We start from the raw sequence: 24,467 nt of genomic DNA on the forward strand, positions 1-24,467 counted from the left end.
ATGATTATCTGTTTAAATAAATATATCCTTTTCGAATATCAGTTCCATCGCCAAGGTCGAGTACATAATAGTACGTTCCTACCGGTAGTCCGTTATCCGAATTTAAACCGCCATCGGCTTTCCCTTCCCAATTGTTGGTGTAGGGACGGGCTGTAAAAACTTCCTCTCCCCATCGGTTAAAAATAAGCAGGCTGCTATTTGGATATTGCTCAATATTGCGGACAATCCATATATCACCTATTCCATCATTATTCGGGGAAAACCCTTGTGGGATCACAATAGTTTTATCAGTACAGTTAGCCTGCGAAACATTCACAATCAAATCAGACGCAATATCGCCGCATTCCGGGCTGGTTACAGTATAGGTAAATGTGAAAACACCTGTCGTTTCCGGATCGAAAACACCGTTTATAACTGTGCCATCCGCATTTGTCCAAACACCACCCGGTGTAGCACCACTTACATAATCAATGAGATTAAAGGCAGGATCGCTAATACAAACCAATAATGGGTTCTGTGGAATTCCGGCACTTGGCCCCAGCTCTACATTAAATGAAACTGCTGTTGAATCGCTTTCGCAAGGAGAACGGTCAATAATATAGGTGTAAACATAGGCTCCGGCATTGTCAATGCGTGTTTCGTCATTCACGATATTTGCATCCTGATCTATCCAGTATCCATCCAGATCTGGATCGACTAAATAATCGAATAAGTTAAGGTCTTCTCCGGCGCATACATCTGCATTTCCAACCGATACACCAGCATCTGGCACAGCTATCACATTTAAGTTAAAGCTTGAAGTTCGCGACCCGCAGGCACTATTTGTTACCACATAGCTGTATCCGAATAAACCGGGCTCTGTGAGCGTAACGTCTGCAGAAATTGGATTATTATCAGAATCGATCCATTGGCCGCCGGTTTGTTCACCAGTTACAAAGTCAAATAAATTTATGTTTCCATCTGATAGACATACCGAAGTATCATCAATTGGTACACCAGGGTTTGGTTCCGGAAGAACATTGAGCGTAATCACAACACTTACAGGATCGCAAGGAGCAGTTCCCACAGTGTACGTAAACCCAAAATTACCTGCGATACTCGGATCGTAAATAGAATCAATTTCTGTACCTCCGGCATTTGTCCATGCGCCACCTTCATCTTCTCCTTCTATATAATCAAAGAGATTTACAGGATCTGATCCGGCACAGGTTTCAATCAATGAAATCGAATTTCCTGCTATTGGTGCAGGCTCAATGGTTACCTCAGTGCTTGTTACTGTAGGACAGCGGCCTGTGGTAGTGAAAGTAACGGCATAAGTTCCTACTGCACTTTGCGAAGGGTCAATTGTACCCGAAACAGAATCTATTGACAATCCCGGTATATCAACAGTGTAAACTCCTGAATTAACTCCATTTAATTCTACAGGCACCAAACTTTCATTAGCACAAAAGCTCGTTTGACCATATTCTATATCATTCGGGAAAAAGCAAGTAAGTGTCGGTGTATTTTCACCTTCCTCATTGGGTTCACCATTTCCGTTTAGATCGGGATTACTACCTACATGAGAAAAATCCTGTCCGTTGAAAGGTCCGTTTACACCATCATTGATAACACCATTTTTACTTGTTACCGTTACCTGATTAAAATAACCATCTTGCACCGCAGCATTCATGTCAACTCTTACAATAAGGTCTATAGCATCAGCTGCACTACCCGGAAGAGATCCATTACCTGGAAGCAATTGTTTTACGGTTACTCCGTCGAATGCAGGGTTAACACCACCTGACAAAATTCCAAATGCAATGGATGGAGACCCAATTAATTCAGCTGTCGCTCCTACTGGCAATCCCCCGTTAATGTTTTCAATTACCTGAATGTTTTCGCTTGGGCTAAATGCCAAATTTTCAATAAAAATGCGGTAGGTAACATCAAATATTTTTGATCCTGGAGCAGTCTCTGCAACGTTTTGAACTTGCTTAGCAGCACCAAGTGTTGAAGGACAAAATGGTATCGCAAAATTATTAGATGGAAATCTAAATCCACAAGCCAAATCAATTCCTTCTACTACATAGTTTCCTGCAAACTCTGGAAATAATGTATTGTCAGTAGCTCCGGGAAGCTCTTCTCCATTAAAATACCATTGGTAGGTGTCAAAACCAAAAACCTGAAGTACCGCGTTACCGGGAATACACGGTAAAGTTCCTGAAACACCCGAGCTCAATCCTACAACCGGCTCTAAAGTAAATCCTGAGAAATACCCGGCAGTACCTACGTTATTGTCGCGGGTAAGCAAGGCCACATTCATAACCGAATCACTTTCTATAATTACATTGTCAGAAGGAGAATTAAACGCATAGGTAACCCAATCAGCGTTTCCCGTTACCGGTTGGGCACCAGTTATAGGTGTCGGGTTTTCATTTACATAAACAGAAGTTCCTGCTTTGGTAATAATATTAATTCGTCCCTGACCTGTACCACCAGACAGGCTGTTTACAAATGGAAGGTTTACTTCTTTTGCCCCAATACAATTAAGCGGCGGTATAAAACTAAGCCCTACGGTCTGTCCAATATTCGTGGCAGAACCAGATAGGGTTTGATACAAGTATACCTTATTAGTTGCGAGCACATATAAGTTGTCGTTGGCAGTAAAGTCGGCAGTGGGTATAATATAAAACTCACCTTCATCTAAGTTGGCCACAGGTGTTGCACCATCGTTAAGATAAACCTCTGTATTGTCTTCAGTGGCAATTACAATAGGGCGCTCAGTAGATTCATCGCCCAATCCGCGAACGAGGATATATTCCTGTCCGGTAATTTCGGCAGGCACTAATTGGTCTGATCCAATACATTGCCCAATTTCATTTCCGGCAAGCCAAGACCCCGTATTACATACAATATTTTTTGTGCTGGTAATTCGTGTTCCATTAGCCAGGTTGATTGTGGAATTATCAAATTGGCCGTGATCAATCCCTATTACATAAGATTCAAAAGCATCGAGCACTACTGTTATAGGCTCCCCCGGAGTTTGACCTACATAAGTAATAGGTGCTTTTATCATATCGAAAGTTACAATCGTATTATCTTCAGTTGCCATGACTGAAATAAAGTGCGAGCGACGCTCCAGGTTCCATGAATTATCATTGTTATATCTATTATAAACATGACCTGAATAAAATCTTTTCCCCTTAGCGATTTGTCCTTTTGAAGTCAGTGAGGTACCCTGCGAACCTGATTTATGGCGCATATTCACAAAAAACGGCTGGTAGCTTTCAAAATACAAACCTTGCGATCTGATTTTTAAATTTAAGCTATCAGTGGGAATAACGTTAAGTGGGTAGGTATTTGTGTTTGCATTTCCGATAGGCCCCAGCGTATATTCTGCAGGCGCATTACGCGAAATTTCAATGATATTTACAATCTCACCGTAGCCATTTCGAATAGTAACGGGAATAGTGTCCTCGCTTGGCGTTGAGAGACTTACAAAGTGTTTTTGAATATTACTTGTACCTGTATTCGCTCCCGGCTTGGCATAGAAAGGCGGTATCCAGTGTTTCGTATCAAGTTGAGCAGTAACTTGCGTGCATGTGAACAGCAAGAATCCGAAAAGGAGTAGATAACGTGTTTTCATAAGGGGGATCATGATTGTAAATTTAATTTTCTTTATCGACCAGCTGTTTTTTTCCAAATCGGAGTTGAATTAAAATCTCGTGAGTTCCATTTGTATAAGCCTGTATATCAGACGTTGCAAAATCATAAGAGTAGCCTAAAGTAAGATAATCAAGTACATTATAACCTGCAAATATCGCAATTGCATCAGAAGATCGATACGATCCGCCGATCCAAAGGTTACTTTTGTAGATGATTCTGGCACTTAAGTCGAATTGAGCCGGTACAGGCGTTACGTACTTTATCAACGTAGATGGCTCTATGTCAATCTCTTCAGAAACATTAAATAGGTAACTCCCTGTAAAATAATAATGTACTGCCATTTTCCCGTCTCCGTCGCCCGGAAAAAGATCAAGATCATTGTTTAAGATCTGCATGGCCGAAGCTCCAACTTTAAATTTGTCGGAATACCAAAGCACCCCAAAACTTGCATCGGGTTTAAGTTCAGATTGCATTGATCCATCCATAGCTTTGTCGCTACCTTCACGAAGTGTGATTTGCGAACCATCTATTGTAAATTGGGTAAGCCCAAAAGATGCTCCCAGCGATAGTTTTGAGCTTTCGCTAACTTGCAGATGATAGGCGTAAACACCCTGAAAACCAAATCTTTTTGTGGGGCCTGCCACATCGGTAGTGATATGTCCGCCAAAACCCATTTTACCAGATTTTGAGGGAGCGTGCAGGCCGAGTTGATAAGTTCGTGGCGCATCTGTAATACCCGTCCATTGCGTGCGGTGAGTGGCATAGGCATTAAAATAAGTGTCGCTTCCTGCAAATGCCGGGTTATAGCTCAAGCCCACCCATTGATACTGCGTAAATTGCTGTATTTGTTGCGCGCTGATACTCGTTCCCAAAAGGAGGAGTGCGAATAGTGATATGTACTTCATAGCGCGCATTATCTGTAAATTGTTATTGGTCCGGTAAGTGGATCCGGGAATCGGTCGTCATTTAATTCAATGGTATAATAATAGGTTCCCACCGGCAATTTCTCTCCTTCATAAGTTCCATCCCAGGCATTTCCACTATTGTATGGCGTTTGACTGTACACAGCCTGCCCCCAGCGGTTAAAAATGTTTACGACATTGTTTGGAAACAGTTCCATATTATCAATAACCCAGGTATCGTTTACGCCATCGCCATTCGGCGTAAAGCCTGAAGTAACAATTACATCGGGAAGTACTTCAACATAAACAGTATCTCTGCCCAGGCATCCATTCTGATCACTTACTACAACTATAAAATCAGTAGATTCAAGCAAATAACCTGAAGGATTTGCACTAGTAATATTCAACGATTCTGTGGGATTTGGCGACCATAGATACGAAACTGCGGTTGCAGAAGTTGGGTTTCCACCCAATGTAAACACCTCTTCTACAAATACCTCACGATCAATTCCTGCATCTGCATCCGGATTGGCAAGAACCTGAATATAAATGGTATCCTGCGTTTCACAGAATCCATCAGTACCGTAAAAGATATAGGTATACGCTCCTGGAGTTTCAAAAAATTCGAGTGATGCCGTATCGCTCAATAGATTTCCGTCTAAATCGAGCCATGAAAATTCATCTACATTTTCTCCGGTTCCCGTAAAAGTTACTGGCAAGTCGCTTTCGCAAATAAGCGTATCAGTACCTGCATTAACAGAAACTTCAAGTGTGAAATCAACTTCCGCAGCGGTTGTTGCTTCACAACCATTGTTATCCGTTAAAATCAAATTGTATGTACCGGAAGGAACTCCGCTTAAATCTTCTAGCGTAGATGTAAAACTGTTGGATCCTGTCCAGGTAAATGTATAAGGCTCGGTTCCGCCAGAGACTGTAATGCCAACTGATCCATCAGGAGATGTATTACAGCTTGCATCAAAAATTTCTGATTCGATTGCGATTGGAGCCGGATCTATAATTTCAATTGTTTCTGTGAATGAACATCCGGCAGAATCATTTACCGAAAGCGTGTATTCTCCTGCAATAAGATCGGTAATCGACAATTCAGAACTGGTAAACCCGGCTGGGCCTGTCCAGTTAATTTCATAAGGTTCCATGCCCCCGGTTATATTGGCGAAAGCCTGACCGTTGTTTTCGCCTGCACAAAGAATATCTTGCGAAACGACCTCAACATCAATGGGTTCAACATCAAGGATCATAATTTCTCCTGTCAGTTCACAGCCGCTTGCATCGGTAATGGTGTAATTATACAAGCCCGGCTCAAGATCTATCATGGCAAAATCTATGGAAGAAAAACCATCAGGTCCTGTCCAGGCAATGGAATAATTTGGTGTGCCACCGCTTACTGTTAATTCTATCGATCCTAAATTTCCGAAAGCGCTACAGCCGGCAGCCACCACGGTGGCAGTAATTGTAATGGGTTCCGGTTGAATGATGGTAATCATTGAATCAAGAACGCAGCCAGAACTATCGCTAACTTGAAGCACATACTCCCCACCAATCAATTCACTTAAGTTTGCATCAGTTGAAATAAAGCCATCAGGACCAGTCCAACTAATCGCAAGGGGTGCAAGCCCGCCGGAAACTACCACGTCTATTGCTCCCGTGCTATCGCCGGAACAGGAAATATCTGTCTTGGTAATATCAACCAGAATTTCAGGATTCTCGGTAATTTCAAAGTCACTCGTTACTGTACAGAGATTCGAATCTGTAACGGTTACCTCATAGGTTCCCGGAGCCAAATTATCAATATCTTCATCTGTAGAAGAATACCCATCCGGGCCGATCCATGTAAATTCAAATGGCTGATTTGCACCGTTAAGGTCGAGCGAAATTGAACCTGTGTTCTGTCCAAAACAAGATTTAAATACCTCGCCGGATAATTGAATTGAATCAGCCGGATTAACAACAGCCATATCGATATATTCACAGCCATTATTTCCGGTTACGGTATATTCGTAAATGCCGGGTTCGAGATCAAAAATATCTTCCTGATCTGAAGTAAAAGCTCCAGGACCTGTCCATGCTACTGTGTAAGGCTCTTCCACGTCTGCAATTTCAAGTACAATAGAACCATCGTTTGAGCCAGGACAAGTAAGCCCTGTTGCAGTAAGGCTAATATCCGCATCGGGATTAGTCAGAGTAATTGTGGTATCGATAGCACATCCGTTATCGTCTGATCCGCTAAAAATATAAATTCCTACTCCCAGCCCTGTTAAATCGGCTGTGGCGGGATACGTATTTCCATCGGGATCTGTCCACGAAATAAAATAATCTGTGCTAACCACCCCGCCTGAAAGCACTACCGAAATACTTCCATTATCAACCGCACAATCGGGTTGAACGATGGTATAAACCGCTTCGATAGGCGTGTTTTCTGTAATAATAATTGTTTCTGCAATTGAACAATTTTGAGCGTCGGTAATCGTAACTGTATAATTTCCTGCCGGTACATCGGCAATATCTTGAATGGTGCTAATAACAGCTGCACCATCACTCCACGAATAAGACAGCGGACTAACACCCCCTGAAATTGTCAGGTCGATTGATCCACTACTTTCACCTCCGCAGAGTACATTTTCTACATCGGCGGAAGCCAGAATATCGTCCACAGCCAGAATCTCAACAGACCCTGTAGTAGAACAGAAATTTGCGTCGGTAATGGTATAGTCGTAAATACCAATATCGAGATTTGAGATATTGATTCCTGTTGCGGTAAATCCACTTGGCCCGGTCCATTCTACAGTCACCGGATTGCTTGCATTTGTAATTTCGAGTGAAATTGCTCCATCTCCTCCATTGCAGGAAACACCTGAAATGGTTTCTGCAACCGAAATTGGTGCAGGATCAGATATATTAAAAGATGCTGTGTAAGTACATCCATTATCGTCAGTAACTACCACATTATACGTACCGGCAGCTATACCAGAAATATCTTCGTCGGTAGAGATCACAGAAATACCATCAGACCATTCATAAGTAAATGGCTCGGCACCATTTACCACCGTTACATCGATAGCAGCATCAGCATTGCCCACACAAACAGGGGCTGAAATGATGCCATCTACACTTCCTGAACTATCAGAAATGGCAACTGTTTGAGTAATTACGCAGCCTGCATCATCAGTCACTTCAATAGTGTAAATACCCGAAGAAAGATTGCTAACTGATAAACCGGTTGCAATTTCGTTTCCGACATTATCAAGCCATCTTACCGAAAGTGCTCCTACTCCACCAAAGACTACTGCCGATGCAGAACCGTCTGCCTGCAAGCAGTTTGAGTTTACAATGGTAAGATCTATCAATATCGAATCTGGCATAAAAAGCTCGGTTGTATCCTGCTTGGTGCATCCGTTCTCGCTTGTTATGCTAACTATGTAAACTCCCGCATCGAGATTTGAAATATTTTGATTTGCTGACGAAAATGCGTTGGGCCCTGTCCAGTTAAAGCTAAAAACACCCGGCGCACCGGAACTTGGAAAGGCATCGGCAGTGATGCTACCAGTCAGTTCGCCCGTACAAATCGGGTTTGTGGGAGTGAGCACGATCGCAAAATCGTCACCAACAGTTACATCAATAAGGGTATCTTTTGTACATCCGTTTACATCTGTAACTGAAGCAGTGTAGCCACCGGAAACCAGATCATCAATATCTAAAGTGTTGGCAGTAAACCCATCGGGACCTATCCAAGTCACCAAGAAACCTGGTGTACCGCCTGTAATTGTCAAATCAATAGCACCGTTCATTTCACCTGGGCATGATTCGGCCAAAACGATGGCCGAAAATCCAATTTCATTGGGCTGATCAACATCATAAACCACATTCAAAATACATCCGGCGGCGTCTTCTACATTTACTTCGTACTGTCCTGTCGCTAAGTTTTCAATCAGTGAATTAGTTGATGTGAAACCGTCGGGACCTATCCATGAATAAGTGTAGGGAGCAGTACCATTTATAGGTGAGAGTTGAACACTTCCATCGGCCGCTCCAAAACAACTAACTCCATTTACGGCTGCAATAATATTAAAATTGACTCTTGTTAACTCAATGGTTTGTTGAATAGTACAGCCATTGTCATCAGTAACTGTAATGGTGTAGTCGCCCGGTCCTAAATTTACAATTGAGGCAGTGGTTCCAACTTCTATTCCCATTCCATTTTCCCAGCTATAGGTGTAATCTACAGCTATAGTACCACCAGAAACATTTGCCGTAAGGACGCCATCATCTGCAAGGCAACCCGGCTGAATGATTTCTACGGTCATTTCAAGAATTGCCGGCTCCGTAATTGAGGCCGTTCCACTAATAATACAATTGTTTGCATCAGTAACCGTGAGCTGGTATAGCCCGGAATCTAAAGCGAGAATATTTTGCTGTGTTGAGCTAAAACCATCTGGGCCTGACCATGCAAAAGCATAAGGAGTTGTGCCGCCGGTAAGATTCGCCGTAAGGCTACCATCGCCATTTCCGGCACAAGTAATATTTTGAATATCGATAGTGAGATCAAGCGCATCGGGCGATCCCACAGTTATGATTTGTGTAATTGTACAGCCCCCATCGTCACTTAGTGTGATTTCATAATCGCCGGTAGCCAAATCTGCAATCGAAATATCGTTGGATGAAAATCCGTCGGGACCCGTCCAAGAAACGGTATAAGGCTCTGCCCCGCCTTGTGGCGTAATGTCTATTGATCCATTTAAATCTCCGAAACACAATACGTCTGACACATCTTCAGAAATGGTTAAAACAACTGTTTCAATCACAACATATTGATGTGAAACGGTACAACTGTTATTATCAGTAACGGTGAGGTTATATGTTCCGCCCACCAGCCCGGTGATACTTGGCATTGTAGATGTAAATCCTGCGGGACCTGTCCAGGCCAATGAATAAGGTGCTACGCCATTTGATACCGTAACAGAAATACTTCCATCTGAATCGCCGGCACAAAGCACGTCAGTAATTGTAGCATTTACAGTTATTTCCAAAGGCTGATTTACCACATAATCTCTTGATCTGCTACACATTATTGCATCAGTAACCGTTAGCGTATAGGTTCCGGCCACAAGACCAGTAACATCTTGGGTAGTAGCTGAAAAACCATTTGGCCCCGACCAGGAATAAGTATATCCGGGAGTTCCACCGTTTACAATTGCATCGATAGATCCATTGGCTCCACCAAAACAGGTAACGTGAGTAATAGGACCGGTAACATTTATTTTGGGAGGCTGGGTTATAGTAACTGAAAGAAATCCTGCACAGCCGTTTGCATCAGAAATTTGAACGCTGTAAGAGCCACCTAATAATCCGGTAATATTTTGATCGGTAGAAATAAATCCGGCCGGACCAACCCATACAAATGAATATGGAGCTACTCCACCCGAGGGATTAGTGTTTATAGAACCATCAGAAACCCCAAAACAAGACGCGTTTACTTTGGTAAATGTAGCCGATAAAGCCGACGGGGCATTGATTATATAAGTTGCAGAAGCAGAACATAAATTGGCATCGGTTACAGTTACGGTGTAAGACCCGCCGGGTCTGTTGGTCAAATCTTCATTTGTACTGGTAAAGCCCGCTGGTCCCGTCCATGCATAAGTGTATGGTTCTGTACCACCGGCCGCTGTTATATCTATTGCGCCATCGTTGCCATTAGAGCACGAGCTAGAAGTTACGGTTGCAGTAACTGCTATGGAAGCCGGATTGGAAATATCTACTGTTTCAATAATTTGACAATTGTTTCCGTCGGTAATTGTAAGCGTGTATGTACCGGAAGAGAGCGAACTTATATCCTGATTTGCGGAAGTAAACCCTGCCGGCCCCGTCCAAGAAGTAGTATAAGGTACAGTGCCTCCAGATATGGCTGACACGATTGAACCGTCACCACCATTATTACAAGTGATATCGCTTACGGTGAAGCTGGCCTGAATCGAATCGGGCTGTGTTATTTCGATAGATTCTTCGTACGTACATAGAGCGGCGTCGGTGATAGTAACGCTGTAAATACCCGCCAAAAGGTTTGTAATACCGGGGCCGTTTGCACTAAATGATGCAGGGCCGGTCCAGGCATATGAATATCCTGCCGTACCACCAGAAGCTGATGCAGTTGCCACGCCGGTTGCTCCGCCTGCACAAAGCACATTGCCAGATGTAAAATCAACATTTATTTCTGCGGGTTCGCCAATTGTAATTTGCAAAGTGAGCGTACAAAGGGCAGCGTCGGTAATGGTAACTTCATAAAGCCCGGAAGCGAGACTGCCAATATTTTGGTTGGTATCCGAATAGCCATCCGGTCCGGTCCACACATAGCTATAAGGAGTTGCGCCACCTGCGGGTGTAATATTTATAGATCCGGTAGATCCGCCACCACACGCATTATCTATTTTAGAAGAGGTCGCGGTAAGCAATAGATTTTCAGTAATTGTAAAGACTGTATCTGCCAAACAATTGTTTGCATCTTCTACTTGCAGGAAATAATCTCCCGGCTCCAGATTAGAAATGTCTTCGGTAGCGGCTGTAAATCCATTTGGCCCTGTCCACGAAGGGGTAAAACTACCAACACCGCCCGAGATTGAAACATCTATTGCTCCATTATTATTTCCAAAACAATCTATTTCCGTAATCGCAGCAGTAAATTTTATGGTGTCCGGTGGGTTGGGATACGTATAAGTTGTATCGTACATACAGCCCATCTGATCTTCAATATTTAATGTGAAAACGGGGCAGAGCATACTTGCGTTTAAACCCGTTTCGCCACTTGACCAGCTAAGAATGTAACCACCGTTTCCACCAATAACTATCGGAGAAGCGGTTCCATTGCACACATCAGCGCAAAGTGGAGGCGATGCATTCATAGAAAAAACGGTAAGTGGTCCAGGCTCATTTATAAAAACGTCTATATTACAAGGAGCACCCTGTCCCACATCAAAAATAATTACAGTATAAGTTCCGGCGCCCACATTGTTCCATTGCCTCGTGGTAGGCCCACCAATCCATTGATAGGTATAAGGACCCACACCATCTACTGGAACTTCTACCGATGCAACTCCGTTGCTAAAACCATTACAGGTAGGCCCGGTAGAATTTGAAACGATGGTAAAAAACGGACAAGACCCGCTCGCTTTGGGCAGGTCAGCAAATTTCTCGTATCCCTTTTTTGATTTAAACTCAATTTGGTCAGAGAGGTTTTCAGGATAATTGTAATAACCTTCCTTGCCCTTCACAACTATTTTTACGTTGCGATCTAAAACAGTTTCATCTGAGATAATGCAGGAACTGTTAATTTCTATGGCACCATTTTTCTTTGCAGTAAATGTTATTTTTCCGTTTCCGGCAGTGGTCAGCGCTTCCGCGAAAGCGTTTTGATCAAGCCAAATTGAAATCGGTTCTGAAGTTGAAATAAACGCTACATCTCCCTGCTGGGGATAGTGCGCTGCACCCGTGCCATTTACCGTCCAGCTATCCGGATTGTGCCAGCTTCCGGAGCCACCCACCCATGAATAAACCTGATGTGCCTGTGCCATGGCATAATTTGACACCCACATGAATATGAAGGTATAAACGAAGGGCAATATATTTTTGAGCTTATTCAATATTTCTAGTCATAAGCATTGCATGGTACAAAACCTACTTTTTGGCTTCGAGGACAGGCACTAATTCCGAGGATAATTTCGTGAGAATTTGCCGATCCAAATCGCATTTTAGAGTAGGTAAAGTCGTATGCATAAGCGATTGTAAAATAGTCTAAGAAGTTAAATTTAAGCATACCCGATACGGCGTCCTGAGATCTGAAAGCGACCCCGAGGGCAACCCGGTTATCGTAATCTGCCCAGAAGTTTACGTCAATCGACGGTACAGAGTTACCTGTAAATTTTAATTGAGCCGCCGGTATGTAGCTCATTTTGTCGCCTGACTCGAAAATGCGGCCTGCCATAAGGTTAAAATTGGGTTGTAGTTGAGTATCAATCCCGATCTCATTCAAGGTAGGATTTGTAAGATGTGCACCACTGAATCCCACAAACCAGAGTTTGCCGTATAGCCATACTCCGGCTTTTATATCTGGAAAAATCAGCTCTGATTGCGATTGCTGCGTAACAGGATCTGCCTGATTTGGCACATTGAGCTGCGCTGCATCCAGCCGGTATTGAAAGGCTCCTATTGCCACTCCAAACGATAGCCTCACCTTTCGCGTAAGCGGCACGTGAACGGCGTAATTGAGATGCATCGTAGTGCGGCTGCTGGGGCCGGTATTGTCGGCTTCAATGTCGAGACCCGCTCCGTGAATTACGCCGCGTTCATTGCTTATCGCATCAATGCGTTGGTGGGCGTTTACGAAAATAGTTCTTGGATTGTCTTCAAAACCAACCCATTGTGTACGGTAACCCGCCCTGGCATCTAAACATTTTTTGAGTCCGGCATTGGCGGGATTTATTGCAAATGCGTTGAAAAGAAAATTGGTAAACTGTGGATTTTGCTGCGCAGAACCCGCTATACTAAAGGCCGTAAATAGCAGTATGGCGAAATATTTTCTCATCTCAATATCGTAACAGAACCCGTGTAAGGATCTGAATTAAAATCAACCGGATTTAATTCTATAACATAGTAATAAGTAGCAGCAGGAAGGTCGTCGCCACCCCAATCATTCTTGTAATTGGTAGCCTGAAAAACCCTTGTACCCCAGCGCGAATAAACATTTATCTGTGCATTTTGCCACTTTTCGATATCTTTTATTTCCCAGGTATCATTTATCCCGTCGGCATTTGGCGTAAAGGCATTGTATGGCAAAATGGCCGGCCTCACCAAAACACTCAATGTTTCGGAATAGATACATCCGTTAATAGTCGTCTCTACAATGTATTCAAAATTTTGATCAACACCCACCGGAATTGCTGTGACCACCGGCCCAGAAGTTTCATTTAAAGCCTCACCTGTCCATGAATAGCCTGTAAGATCGGGGTTTGTAGTTAGCACAACGGTTTCTCCCGAAAGCAAAATATTTCTGGATTGATCGCCATCCGGATACCAGTCGGCTTCGAAATCGTAAGTTACAGCCGGCCCTGAAACCGAAATGCTCACTTCGCATTCTCCGGGATTAATGGCTGGCAAATCTCCTTGAAAACCGCTGATCATCACAGTATAGGTAGTAGATGGATCGAGATCGTCAAGCGGAATATCAGTTGCCTGAAATAAGGTGTCGCAAGCAATTGGCGCATCAAAAGTCGATTCGTCGCAGGCATTTGTAGCAGCAAATACAGCATACAAAATTCCCTCGCCAAAGGTCGAATCCTGAAGACAAGAAATATTGCCAATTGAAAGCGTTGCAGTTGGATCGTCGAAGCTCAAGCCGGGAAACTGACTTAAATCGAGCGTTTGGAAATCAAAAAATACGGCATTTTCGGCTATATCGAAACAAAATGATGCGGGAACCGGTGTGTTTATTCCATCGGCTGTCGAAAGGGTTTCAGGAGCAGATTGCCCGCAAAGCAATTGAGGATCAGCACAATCTTGCGCCACCGCACGCGATGAAAGGAAAACAATAGCCACAAAAGCAATCACCGGCCAGGCCGAAACTGTGTTCATAAGGGGAGGTACTTTAATAGCTAAAGATACGTAATACCATCGCTATAGAGTTTCAAAAAAGATGTCTTTTCCACAGCTGCCTGTGGGTAAGGTGTCGTTTTGGAATCATTTATACCGATTGTATTTTTAAATGTCGCATAGATGCTCCTTAAAATTTACATCGGCATCATTTGCAAAATTTTCTGCGACATTACAGATTTAAATTCATATTACAGAAGGTTATACAGAAGAAGACCTAGGAATGCAGCGAAAATAGTGGTTAGCAAATTCACAATATCGTTTGTAATAAAACGAAAGCCCATCATCTCCTGATTGGGCGATTCTGTTGGGAAATCACTCCATTGGGCGGTTGAATCGGAACGGTATTTTACTTGCAAGAGAGCACCCAGCAAGCTATCCATAATATTTCCGGCCATGCCTGAAATAAGTAGAATTAGAAAAAGCTTCCAGCTAGAACTATCCATAAGCCCAATAGAAATAAGGCTAAATAGTGCTGTAAATACAAAACCTGCACCCATCCCAACGAGTGAAACGCCACCACTTAGACCAGAGATTACTTTTTTGCCGGTGAGAATATTATAGGTTTTACGACCATATCGGCTTCCTATTTCAGAAGAAGAAGTATCGCTCATAGCCGCAGATAGTGCCGACAAACCACCGATCAGAAACATGAATTGGTTAGTCAGAAAATAAACGCTAATAAACACAGTGGCTATCCCTCCATTGTAAAACACCTGATTAGCCGTTCGCCCACCTAGCGATTCTTCCTTATTTGATTTTGGAAGGAATGAGATTAAACTCCCTGCAACGAAGAAAAAAAGTGCCGGAATAATCCATTTTGGTTCTGGTGAAATGAGCAATAAACAACCCAGTAAAAAAGTGGCAACCGCTCCTGCCGATGTTAGCCAGCGCTTTTTGTAAGTAAAAAATACGATTGCAGTGATTACAACGATCAGTGCCAGTGAAAATAGATTTATAAACGTAGTGTCCAACAATATCCAATACGCAACAGCCAGTGGAACCCAGATATTATCTCGACCTTTTATTGACAATGCTTCTAAAAGTGTGAGAAACACAGAAACAATAATCAGGGCCGAGAATGAATCAAAGGGTGACCTGATAAAAGGCAAAAACTTCGGGATAATTTCAAAACTTAAAATCGTAAAAAAGAGAAAAGCAGTAGAGCCTTCCCATGACTTTGTTTCTTCACCAAACGAAAAAGTCCGCTTTCCGAATAGATTTCCAACTATTGTAGCAAACCCATCAGCCAAAGCCAGCACCAGCATCGGAAAAAACACCAGCTCGTTATTCTTGGGGAAAAGCAATAATAGAGTCAGTAAAACGGCGGCAAAATAAACAATGCCCCAGCTTTTTCGGCCTTGGTCAGCATCGATAAAGAAACCGTATTTAACCAGGAAAAAAAGTACTGGAACCGCCACCCCAACAACAATAACGAGAATGTGATGTGGAATAAAATAAGGCGATACTGCGCTTATAGAAATAGCTACAATATGCAGAATTTTTCTCGCAATGGTTTCGCTCACTATACCGCGGCTATAGAGCACACGCGATAAGAAAACAAAAAAGAGTATGATGCATAAAAATAGACCTGCAACTTCCAAATAGAAATGGTTTTACGGGCTAAAATATGATTTAATCTCTTTGCCTGTAGCCATAGGTTTGTAAAATTTATTGGATTTTCGGTTTAGGTCTAAATAAAGCAACCAGATCATTCCAAAACCTAAATATCATAAAATCTTCAGTTCTTTTCTTTCGAGCTATCCTTTTTTCTTTGCCATCATACTAATCTCTAAACACATTGGGTGTGTGTGAAAAGTGACTGCGGAAAGCTCGGTCTTCTAAATCTCTTCTAATCAACGCCTTCTCGCACCCCATCCCTAAACTAATCTCTATAGACAGCGTAGTTGATAATTATATTCGTAAATTTAAAACCAATTATAAAGCTGTATATCAACACCTTCCCGCACCCCATCCCTAAAGGGAGTCCACCGCACGAATTATTGTTTCAAAAGCTAATTTGAATTCTCAAAACAAAAGCCCTCTTGCAGGTTGAAGCTTCAGGCTAACGGCTAAGAAACTCTCTGCCGCACCCGTTCGAGAAGGAGATTGCTCTTGGCATGATACAAATGACACTTGACATCAATGCGAAATATTTCCAACCTCATTTTCCGGATCCCAAACCAGAACAGGTCTTTGTAGCAAACTGCGTAATGTGCCACAGGGGATCAGTCAATCCTGAAAAGTATTTATCCAAAATGGGGACCATGTACAAAACATACGATCCGGATAGAGACAATAGAAAAGAGAAGATTCTTGAGGAAATGGATAAGAAATAGGATCTTGGTAACCCCATTACTCGTCAAGTGATATAATTTAATCTCCTGTAAACAATCACCGGGAAGATTACTTTTATAACCATGCAAAATAATATTGCAAAAAAAAGAAGTCTATCATTGGAATTGGAAGATCAATCGTGGTTTCCAACAAGCTTGCGCGCATATCAGACCGATTTTTTGGGCGCCATTGCCAAACTACTGGGCATTTATAAACCCGCTAAGGCATTCCTTAAACAAAGAATTAATACCAATGACCAGTTGGTCGATTTGGCATCGGGCAGTGGAATACCTGCATTAATCACTGCACCTAACACGGATGTTTCGTTAACCCTTTGTGATAAATTTCCCAATCCGAAAAATATTGGTTTTGTCAATAGCGAATCTAAGGGAACCTATTTATCGAAATCGGTTGACATCATAAATGACCAACTCCCAAAAGCCGATATTTACCTCATGTTTAATGGTTTGCATCATTTTGATCAGACCGAAATTATCTCAATTCTCAAAAAAATTAAGTCGACTCATTCGCGGGCTTATTTCTTTGAACCAATTACGCCCCATTTTTTCACATTCCTAAAAGTTGGCATTGCCACGCTCCTCCTTCCATTTTGTACTGCTCCTTTTACAAAGCCTTTTAGGTGGGATCGGTTACTATTCACTTACTTAATTCCGGTTGGTGTGCTCGCTACTTTTTGGGATGGGATGGTATCTGTACAAAAATCTTATTCGGTTGAAAAGCTGGAAGGTTTAAAGGAAGCTTGCGCGGAAAATGGATTGGATATTTCTGTTGGAATTCTTCGTGGTCGGTTTACTTCTGTTACTTATCTTGAATATTTATCATGAAAGTAGCATTCTTAAAGTGGTCGATTCTTTCCTAAAAGAAGCGCAACTAAATTCTACTCAATTTGTGAAATATGAAGGCTAAAAAAGAAAAATCCTTTGACACCGTGAAGTTTTTCCGTCAAGTGAAAACGTTATTAGCTGAAAAAATGGAAGGTATGAATTTGGCAGAACAAAAGGAATTTATACGGAAAGTCAGGGAAGGAGAAATTAAACTGTCAGTAAGGTAAAGTATAAACCATAGTAGCATTTGAGTAGTAGCCAATTAGCTCCGCAATACCCTTCTCCGCGATAAATGAAGAATCCGCTCCGCAGCATTCCCCTTATCGCGGAAAACCGATTGATTTCTATAGGTGACGTCTGTTGGCTTCGCTGCATTTATTCCCTTCGGTCATGAGATCGTTGCACTAAGTTGCAATGCTGCGGTTTAATTCGACCAAGTTCTCAATTCTATCCCTTGCTCGAAAGGCTAAACAATACATGGATTTTCCGAAAGACGAGCAGGACGATATTGTTCATCCGATAATTAAAGATTAATGCGTTGTGAAGATGTAAATATACTTTGTTCTAAATCATTACAACTTAGCAACGCGATCTCATGATTGAAATGACTCCGTACGGACGCAGCGAAGCAGGTAAATGCTAAAATCAATTTCGATATTGAAAGAAGGGATTCGGACTTATATTAATCGCGATAAAGTTTAGAGACGTGATTTCGCAGCATCTCAGATGCTGCGGATCGGGAAAATTGCCTTTGCAAAGAACCCTCTCTTCTTGCGTTTAGCAGGAGATGATTGCGGGCCAGACTGCAAGTTCTAAAACCGCCTTAGCCTCTCAGCTGTATTTTAGAAGGATGCATTTCCGTTGCGAAGAAGTCGGTTACATAAACCGTTTTCTTTGACTCATCAACAAAATAAATAATTTTTACCGTCCTTCTTCTTGTAATGGCGTAAACCAAAAAGCGGTGACGTTTATTCAAGTAACTTAAATTATCTTCTAACCTTCCCCTATTCGGTTTACTTGATAAAGACAGGGCTTTTTCCAGAATCTCAACGAACTTTTTATTTGCGCTCTTTTCGCTGTGACTTTCATACAAAATATACATTAAGTCTAAGTAGAGTCTGTCAATACACTCAAGTGGCTGAATCATAAAGTTCAATAGCAAGGCGCATGCAGAATTGAAAATCAAGGAGTTGACATTTGTCAATAACTGTTTTCAATTCAAGTGCAACGCCGATAGTGGACTTTATGGACAGGCACTAAGTAGTACTGTTCTGCTTCAGGAGTAATCTCTACTTGGTTTGCTATTTTACTTTCCAATTTGCTATTTCTTCTTTAAAAGAACCCAAAGATCTCGTTTTTCCTTTCTCAACTGATTGTAAAGATGCTTCTGCTCTTTTCTTTAAATCGGCTGTTGTAGTTGAAAAAAACATGGTTCTTGTTTTGGCTTTTCGGTAAGCCAGCAAACGTTTAAAAGCTTCTATCAAATCAGGATCTTCTACAAAATCTAACTCTGATTTTATCCATTGAATATCGGTCTTTAAACTCATATCGTCGCTTCTATACAAAGTCAAGCCTTTAAAATGGCAATTCATTGTTTTCGTGGCGGTATCGGCTCTGATCGGATTTACTATAAGTTATATTTCCATCTGTGATTCTTTAAACAAGTAAAATGACTAAGCATTTAGCTCACACTACGGACCTGTTCAAGCCTTAGTGCCTCAATATTGCACATGCAGGGTAAAAACTGGCTGCAGTACTGGATACCACAGTAGGCTATCTGCTCGGCGAAACGGCCGACCAAGTGCTCAAAGATCCGTCTATGCTCAAAAGGCTAAACGATATTATGGCTTTCCCGAAGGATGAGCAAGACCATATTATTTATACGATTGATGCGATGATTAAAGCGGCGAAGATTAATGCGTTGTGAGGGCTGTAAATTAAAACCCTATAAAACTCGCCCTTGGTGAATTTGTATTAGCTAAAGTGTCATAATCAACAATTATCCTTCCCAAATATTCATCTTTAGAAAAGATGAGCTTCCCAAAATAAGTACTTGCTTCACTTCCACCGTAGAAATACAAATAGTAATATTCCCCGTTTATTGATTCGTATAACTCGATAGGTCGCTCAAATTCATTTTCAGGTATTGATCTAACTAAGTTATATAAATTCGAATAAGCATGGAAAGGGATTGAAATAATTGCACTATCAATGTTAACACATAATGTATCTACTTGAAAACTTGGCAAGATGTATTCCGCGCCATAGGGGAACATTCCATCAATTAAACTACAGCAATATCCATTTTTGGTTAACGTTATTTCATGCTTAACGGAATCAAATTTCGCAAAATCCATTTGTAGGTAAATATCTTCACCTTTCGAAGTAGTATCCCGAAACTCTATCTTTAAATTATTGTAAACTCCTTTTAACTTTCTTAAAAGCCTTCTATCTGCGATAAATTTATACTGCCCGGGATATTCAAGATTATTAGCAATTACAGTTTGTGCCAATGCGAGATTGGCATTAGTAGTATGATATCTCTCTTCATTACCGAGCAATGGATACCAAGTCTTATCAATTGACTTTAAATGAGTTTTATATTCACTTTGGTTCTGTCCAAAAAGAAAAAGTGTCTGAAATATAAATAATATAATAAATAATAGCTTCATGGGAACAATTTCTTTTAATTAGTTCGAACATTTCGATTTTCTTGACTTCTTTCAATTGATTTTCCCTTTATTGGCTCAATTTTATTCAATCCTTTTGTTCTTGCCGTAGACTCTGTCTTTAATAAGAATTTCTTTCCACTTAGTAAGTCACCATTTTCACCACCATTAGCGTTCACATACATATCTCTAATTTTATTCAAGGCTGTGCCAGTATCATTAAAATATAAATCTATGTATGTTTCGTCTTCATCAGAATTGTCAACTGACCATGGTTCAGTTTCGCTACAAGCAATACATCCAATATTGCGAATTGGATAATTCGTAGGGTGGATAAATATATTATCTCCTTGAGTTCCATCATTTCTCGTGTAAGTGTACTCTACATGAATTGCTTGATTCTTCCATTCTCCTTCGTGTCTGCTCATTTCTCTATCATAGGATAAGGGTATAGTTATACCTTTTGGGAGTGAAACCCTATCATCACGACTTCCCATGTACATTGTTTGATCCATGCTGTATTCTACATTGTTGCGTATTACAGAAAATGTGACTAAAAATGTTTCTATGTTATTCTTAGTATACAAGAATTTCCGATGTACCATTAAGGTGTCAAGTCCGTCGCTATCAGTAAACCAAATTGGGTTGTTCGCGAAAGCGGCGTAAGAACTCTCGTGATGTTTTACAACGGGATCAATGTTCCATCTTCGCATTAAACGTGAATCGTATCCAAAGTCACCAAAAGAATAATGATTCCCAACCCCCTTGACTTCATCGTCTTTCTCCATTCCATTAAAGCCGTATCTCGTTGCGCTACTGTTGAATGAGCGCCCTGGCATGATAGACCCGCCGGGATAATAATTATTCCCTGCAACCATATCAGGCTCAAAATCAACGGGCACAGTTGCTGTGAGCGTAGCGTATTTTTCGTCTGATACCACCGCCCTTACATTGCCCAAATGGTCGGCAAGCTCATATACCTTATCATTTAAGATACGGGTGTACACATTCGGTTCGGGGTCACCGGGTGGGGGCGATATTATTATCTTTTGCATGGGCATGTAATACTTTAAGCCATAAGATGTGCTTGGAAATACGGTTTTATTGCTAAAGGTATAATTTCCATCTGGATTATTTATTACCCGCAAGTAAGGAGCAGTATAGCCGACGATATACATATTGATTCACTATACCCATATCAATATCGTGGTAAAATAAAGCCCCATTTTCGTCGCTTCGGGAACAAAATAAACATAAAAACTATGAATACGTTAATCTCAAAAAGCGTTTAGTGATATCTACAGGAATTCTTGGCGGCCGGTTTACAAATCTCACTTATATTGCCCATTGAAATGAATAGCATTATCAGTCTTTGGAAATTTGCCCGCCCACACACCATTATTGGGACTATCACCAGCGTATCAGCACTTTTTATTATTGCCACATCGCAATACGTGTCGTGGCCGCGTGCTTTCTGGATATCGCTTATCAGCGCAGTTACCTGCAATGTTTTTATTACCGGCTACAATCAGTTGGTAGATGTGAAATTAGATGAAATCAACAAACCCTATTTACCCTTGGCGTCGGGCGAGATGACCATTCTTACCGGTAAAAAAATCGTTTGGTCCGCTCTGATTATTTCTCTATCCACAGCCTATTTTTTGTCTACGTTTTTCTTCGCGCTCGTTTTGCTTATTGCAGCTATTGGATTTCTCTATTCCTGGAAAGCTGTTTATCTAAAAAGGCAGCACCGGTTGGCTGCCATTGCTATCACCCTTGTTCGTGGGTTTTTAATCAATGCCGGGTTTTATCTCTACTATTCAGGGCACAATGCTGATATTGGCGCCATCACAAACCCGCTTTGGCTGCTCATTATTTTTGTTGCCCTTTTTAGTTTGGGCATTTCATGGTTTAAAGATATTCCCGATGTAGTTGGCGATAAAACAGAAAAAGTGGCCAGCCTGGCGATCACTATTGGCAGCAAACGCGCCTTTAACTACGGTGTATTGGTGGTGGCTCTTGGGTATACACTCGCCGCTTTTGCTCCAATTTTTGTGAATATGAATGGCTTAAACCTCGGTATATTGACTATTGGAAATGCAATCGCCGGATTTATTTTTCTGGGAATGGCTTCTCGTGTTAAACCTGAAAATCAAGAATCGATCAAAAGATTCTACCTTACTTTTTGGGGACTTTTTGTGGTAGAGTATCTCATTTTTGCCATTGCGGCAATTTAGTGACCCCGCCAGGAATCGAACCTGGATCAAAAGTTTAGGAAACTTCTATTCTATCCATTGAACTACGGGGCCGAAAACTTGTCGGCGAAATTAAATATTTTTAGGGGATGATATTTTTCTTTCTAGAATCACGTGATTGGTTTTTTAAGTAACGGGGTTAACGGTTTGCACTTATTCTGCCTTATTGTAGATCATTCTACATGATGTGTGCGGTTGTGCCCTTTCGACTTAGCTAATCTGTATAAACAAATCTGATTGTTCCTTCAATTACATGTTCTAAACCCTCAGAAGATATCACCATAATTAGACAATATATCTGGGCTCCAAGTAGAGAAATGAATCCATCTTGTTGATTTTCAAGGCTCGTGCGCGCCCCTCCCCTAAAGGGTGCCACCGCACAGGTTATTCATGCGAGCGATACTATTTATTTATTTGCTGTTCTTTAACATAATTAAATTAAGCTTCTACAGGAACGATATGTGTGCGGCGGACGCTCCCCTTTAGTGGCCTAATCTCTTTACACATTTCGACGCCGCTCAATGCATCGCATCTATTGAGAAAATTCAGATGATTGCAGTTACCTTCATTAAGTATCCCCATGTAATGCCCTCACGCGCCCAGTACCCGGAAGGTTCAGCCGCACAGATCATATAAGCCAATAATCTTAATCATTATTATGCCACCTCACTGAATACTGAAGTTTCACAAAATGAAATTCCTAACGAAACAATAATGCGTGCGGTAGACTATCTTTAGGGGTGGGGCGCGCGAAGGAATTGATTTACAATTCTCTGGCTAACGATTTCTACAGCATTTCAGAAAATAATAAATTTGTGTAAAGAGATTAGTTTAGTGGCTGGGGGCGAGAGATTACATTGATAGACAGTAAGTTGTATTGATCTGCAAATAGATTTATTGACATGATGAGTATAACAATTATATCTATTCGCTGTTACCCTATACGAAGTAAGTTAGATCACAAAAAATGTGTAAAGAGATTAGGGCCCTAAAAAGAGACCACCGCACACAACATTCTAAGGACAAATATTTATCATTAAAATTCTATAGCATAGCTACCATGAGATTCACCAAACCATGCCTTCTCCCGGAACGATAAGATGTGCGGAGGGCTCGCCCCTTTAGGGGTTGGGGGCGCGCGAGGGCATTGATATGCATTCAATTAAATTGATTTCTTTTAAAACCATAATTGGCATGTCGAAAAAAGAAAAATATCATTTTCAATCGTAAAAATGATGTCTGTAGAGATTAGTTTGGCCAAAGGGAATCCGTATGGACAGGACTTTTTTAGTTGGAGCGCAGCTTAGGGAAAATGATATAGTAATTTTACCTCCCAATCTCCAAAGCCGAAAGCGGCATTTTCCGACGAATACTCTGCTCAAGCGAAATCATAGTCTCCGTCCGTTGAATCCCGGCAACCGCCTGAATCTTTTCATTGAGCACAGTGCGCAGATGATTTGTATTTGAACAAACAATCTTAGCAAAAATGCTGTAGCCACCTGTTGTATAGTAGGCTTCCATTATCTCCTCAATCTTTTCCAGTTCGGGAATGACTTCTTTGTAATTCACACTTTTCTCAAGATAAATCCCAATGAAGGCTGTAAGATCATAGCCAAGTTTTGCCGGATCGATTACCAGTTCAGTGCCGATTACGATTCCCATTTTTTCGAGCTTTCGCATGCGCACATGTATTGTACCGGGCGACACAATGAGTTTTTGGGCTATTTCTGTATAAGGCGTTCGGGCATTTTCAAGCAGTATTTGCATGATCTGCCGGTCTATATTGTCAATCTGATAATCTGAATCCATAAAAAAAGTCTTAAAATACTGATTAAACAATGAAAGCGCATTTCAAATATCAATAATACAAAAATATTGGCAAATATTTATATTATTATGAATTTATGATTGTCTGCTTTATCTTTGACATAGTTCATTACACAAAAAAGGTAAAACAGTTAACTGGCAACGGCCAAATTAATTTTGTACATACACTCGAGTGTCTCGGTCAGAAAGTCTGAGAACAAGGCACGCGCTGTTTAGAAAACCAAGGAGTTTACAATTGTAAATGACTGTTTTCTAAACAAGCGTAACGCAGTTATCGGGCTTTATGGACAGACACTTATTATACTGTGGGGTGATGAAACAGGCAGACAT

Annotated in this window: 16 protein-coding genes and 1 tRNA gene; 5 read left to right on the forward strand and 12 right to left on the reverse strand. The window is 41.4% G+C overall.

All coding sequences use genetic code 11. The features are described 5' to 3' along the window. Nucleotides 1-4: 4 nt before the first annotated feature. The 6 genes from G3O08_RS00435 to G3O08_RS00460 form a co-directional block, all read right to left on the reverse strand. Nucleotides 5-3,628, reverse strand: coding sequence for a gliding motility-associated C-terminal domain-containing protein (locus G3O08_RS00435; protein ID WP_163282691.1), 3,624 nt, complete (start codon nt 3,626-3,628; stop codon nt 5-7). 22 nt (nt 3,629-3,650) lie between these two features. Then, complete coding sequence (locus G3O08_RS00440; protein ID WP_163282692.1) at nt 3,651-4,553, reverse strand: PorP/SprF family type IX secretion system membrane protein; 903 nt, start codon at nt 4,551-4,553, stop codon at nt 3,651-3,653. Between the two features lie 8 nt (nt 4,554-4,561). Beyond that, nucleotides 4,562-12,130 carry a T9SS type B sorting domain-containing protein gene (locus G3O08_RS00445; protein WP_204336724.1) on the reverse strand — a complete coding sequence of 2,523 codons (7,569 nt, stop codon included), beginning with the start codon at nt 12,128-12,130 and terminating at the stop codon, nt 4,562-4,564. 74 nt (nt 12,131-12,204) lie between these two features. Continuing rightward, entirely contained in the window at nt 12,205-13,140 is a 936-nt protein-coding gene (locus G3O08_RS00450; RefSeq protein WP_163282694.1) for a PorP/SprF family type IX secretion system membrane protein, read from the reverse strand. After that, the gene (locus G3O08_RS00455) at nt 13,137-14,186 is read right to left on the reverse strand and encodes a gliding motility-associated C-terminal domain-containing protein (RefSeq protein WP_163282695.1); all 1,050 of its coding nucleotides are present in this window, start codon (nt 14,184-14,186) and stop codon (nt 13,137-13,139) included. The genes G3O08_RS00450 and G3O08_RS00455 overlap by 4 nt, the downstream gene beginning before the upstream one ends. A gap of 209 nt (nt 14,187-14,395) precedes the next feature. Continuing rightward, the gene (locus G3O08_RS00460) at nt 14,396-15,808 is read right to left on the reverse strand and encodes a DUF92 domain-containing protein (protein WP_204336725.1); all 1,413 of its coding nucleotides are present in this window, start codon (nt 15,806-15,808) and stop codon (nt 14,396-14,398) included. Between the two features lie 516 nt (nt 15,809-16,324). On the opposite strand from G3O08_RS00460, the gene G3O08_RS00465 reads away from it, so the two are divergent. The 3 genes from G3O08_RS00465 to G3O08_RS00475 all read left to right on the forward strand — a co-directional run bounded on the left by G3O08_RS00465 (nt 16,325) and on the right by G3O08_RS00475 (nt 17,613). Then, nucleotides 16,325-16,543 carry a hypothetical protein gene (locus G3O08_RS00465; protein ID WP_163282697.1) on the forward strand — a complete coding sequence of 73 codons (219 nt, stop codon included), beginning with the start codon at nt 16,325-16,327 and terminating at the stop codon, nt 16,541-16,543. A gap of 81 nt (nt 16,544-16,624) precedes the next feature. After that, nucleotides 16,625-17,386 (forward strand): hypothetical protein, encoded by a 762-nt coding sequence (locus tag G3O08_RS00470; RefSeq protein ID WP_163282698.1) that lies wholly within the window; start codon nt 16,625-16,627, stop codon nt 17,384-17,386. 71 nt (nt 17,387-17,457) lie between these two features. Next, on the forward strand, nt 17,458-17,613 hold the full coding sequence (locus tag G3O08_RS00475; protein ID WP_163282699.1) for a hypothetical protein: 156 nt from the start codon (nt 17,458-17,460) through the stop codon (nt 17,611-17,613). Between the two features lie 596 nt (nt 17,614-18,209). Here G3O08_RS00475 and G3O08_RS00480 read toward each other — a convergent pair. Together G3O08_RS00480 and G3O08_RS00485 are read right to left on the reverse strand one after the other, a co-directional pair. Next, on the reverse strand, nt 18,210-18,533 hold the full coding sequence (locus G3O08_RS00480; protein ID WP_163282700.1) for a hypothetical protein: 324 nt from the start codon (nt 18,531-18,533) through the stop codon (nt 18,210-18,212). 154 nt (nt 18,534-18,687) lie between these two features. After that, the gene (locus G3O08_RS00485; RefSeq protein ID WP_163282701.1) at nt 18,688-18,933 is read right to left on the reverse strand and encodes a hypothetical protein; all 246 of its coding nucleotides are present in this window, start codon (nt 18,931-18,933) and stop codon (nt 18,688-18,690) included. A 254-nt stretch (nt 18,934-19,187) separates the two neighbouring features. Here G3O08_RS00485 and G3O08_RS21395 point away from each other — a divergent pair, with 254 nt between their 5' ends. After that, entirely contained in the window at nt 19,188-19,313 is a 126-nt protein-coding gene (locus tag G3O08_RS21395; protein ID WP_262888920.1) for a hypothetical protein, read from the forward strand. 10 nt (nt 19,314-19,323) lie between these two features. On the opposite strand, the gene G3O08_RS00495 is transcribed toward G3O08_RS21395, so the two are convergent. Continuing rightward, complete coding sequence (locus tag G3O08_RS00495; protein WP_163282702.1) at nt 19,324-20,058, reverse strand: hypothetical protein; 735 nt, start codon at nt 20,056-20,058, stop codon at nt 19,324-19,326. A 14-nt stretch (nt 20,059-20,072) separates the two neighbouring features. Continuing rightward, nucleotides 20,073-21,233 carry a hypothetical protein gene (locus tag G3O08_RS00500; RefSeq protein ID WP_163282703.1) on the reverse strand — a complete coding sequence of 387 codons (1,161 nt, stop codon included), beginning with the start codon at nt 21,231-21,233 and terminating at the stop codon, nt 20,073-20,075. Between the two features lie 174 nt (nt 21,234-21,407). Between G3O08_RS00500 and G3O08_RS00505 the strand changes: the two genes are divergently transcribed. Continuing rightward, nucleotides 21,408-22,292, forward strand: coding sequence for a homogentisate phytyltransferase (locus G3O08_RS00505; RefSeq protein WP_163282704.1), 885 nt, complete (start codon nt 21,408-21,410; stop codon nt 22,290-22,292). Here the strand turns inward: G3O08_RS00505 and G3O08_RS00510 are convergent. Then, a tRNA-Arg gene (locus G3O08_RS00510) sits at nt 22,293-22,364 on the reverse strand. It lies immediately after the preceding gene. 1,272 nt (nt 22,365-23,636) lie between these two features. After that, complete coding sequence (locus G3O08_RS00515; protein WP_163282705.1) at nt 23,637-24,119, reverse strand: Lrp/AsnC ligand binding domain-containing protein; 483 nt, start codon at nt 24,117-24,119, stop codon at nt 23,637-23,639. Nucleotides 24,120-24,467 lie beyond the last annotated feature (348 nt).

Origin of the sequence: Cryomorpha ignava (genome assembly GCF_010686655.1) — a bacterium.
Taxonomy (GTDB): domain Bacteria; phylum Bacteroidota; class Bacteroidia; order Flavobacteriales_D; family Cryomorphaceae; genus Cryomorpha; species Cryomorpha ignava.

Bases quoted from the DNA above. Each gene is read 5' to 3' on its own strand.
- G3O08_RS00450 (WP_163282694.1), bottom strand. From the start codon at position 13,140: ATGAGAAAATATTTCGCCATACTGCTATTTACGGCCTTTAGTATAGCG.
- G3O08_RS00470 (WP_163282698.1), top strand. From the start codon at position 16,625: ATGCAAAATAATATTGCAAAAAAAAGAAGTCTATCATTGGAATTGGAA.
- G3O08_RS00440 (WP_163282692.1), bottom strand. From the start codon at position 4,553: ATGAAGTACATATCACTATTCGCACTCCTCCTTTTGGGAACGAGTATC.
- G3O08_RS00515 (WP_163282705.1), bottom strand. From the start codon at position 24,119: ATGGATTCAGATTATCAGATTGACAATATAGACCGGCAGATCATGCAA.
- G3O08_RS00465 (WP_163282697.1), top strand. From the start codon at position 16,325: ATGATACAAATGACACTTGACATCAATGCGAAATATTTCCAACCTCAT.
- G3O08_RS00445 (WP_204336724.1), bottom strand. From the start codon at position 12,130: ATGGCACAGGCACATCAGGTTTATTCATGGGTGGGTGGCTCCGGAAGC.
- G3O08_RS00495 (WP_163282702.1), bottom strand. From the start codon at position 20,058: ATGAAGCTATTATTTATTATATTATTTATATTTCAGACACTTTTTCTT.
- G3O08_RS00505 (WP_163282704.1), top strand. From the start codon at position 21,408: ATGAATAGCATTATCAGTCTTTGGAAATTTGCCCGCCCACACACCATT.
- G3O08_RS00500 (WP_163282703.1), bottom strand. From the start codon at position 21,233: ATGTATATCGTCGGCTATACTGCTCCTTACTTGCGGGTAATAAATAAT.
- G3O08_RS00480 (WP_163282700.1), bottom strand. From the start codon at position 18,533: ATGATTCAGCCACTTGAGTGTATTGACAGACTCTACTTAGACTTAATG.
- G3O08_RS00455 (WP_163282695.1), bottom strand. From the start codon at position 14,186: ATGAACACAGTTTCGGCCTGGCCGGTGATTGCTTTTGTGGCTATTGTT.
- G3O08_RS00485 (WP_163282701.1), bottom strand. From the start codon at position 18,933: ATGAGTTTAAAGACCGATATTCAATGGATAAAATCAGAGTTAGATTTT.
- G3O08_RS00435 (WP_163282691.1), bottom strand. From the start codon at position 3,628: ATGAAAACACGTTATCTACTCCTTTTCGGATTCTTGCTGTTCACATGC.
- G3O08_RS00475 (WP_163282699.1), top strand. From the start codon at position 17,458: ATGAAGGCTAAAAAAGAAAAATCCTTTGACACCGTGAAGTTTTTCCGT.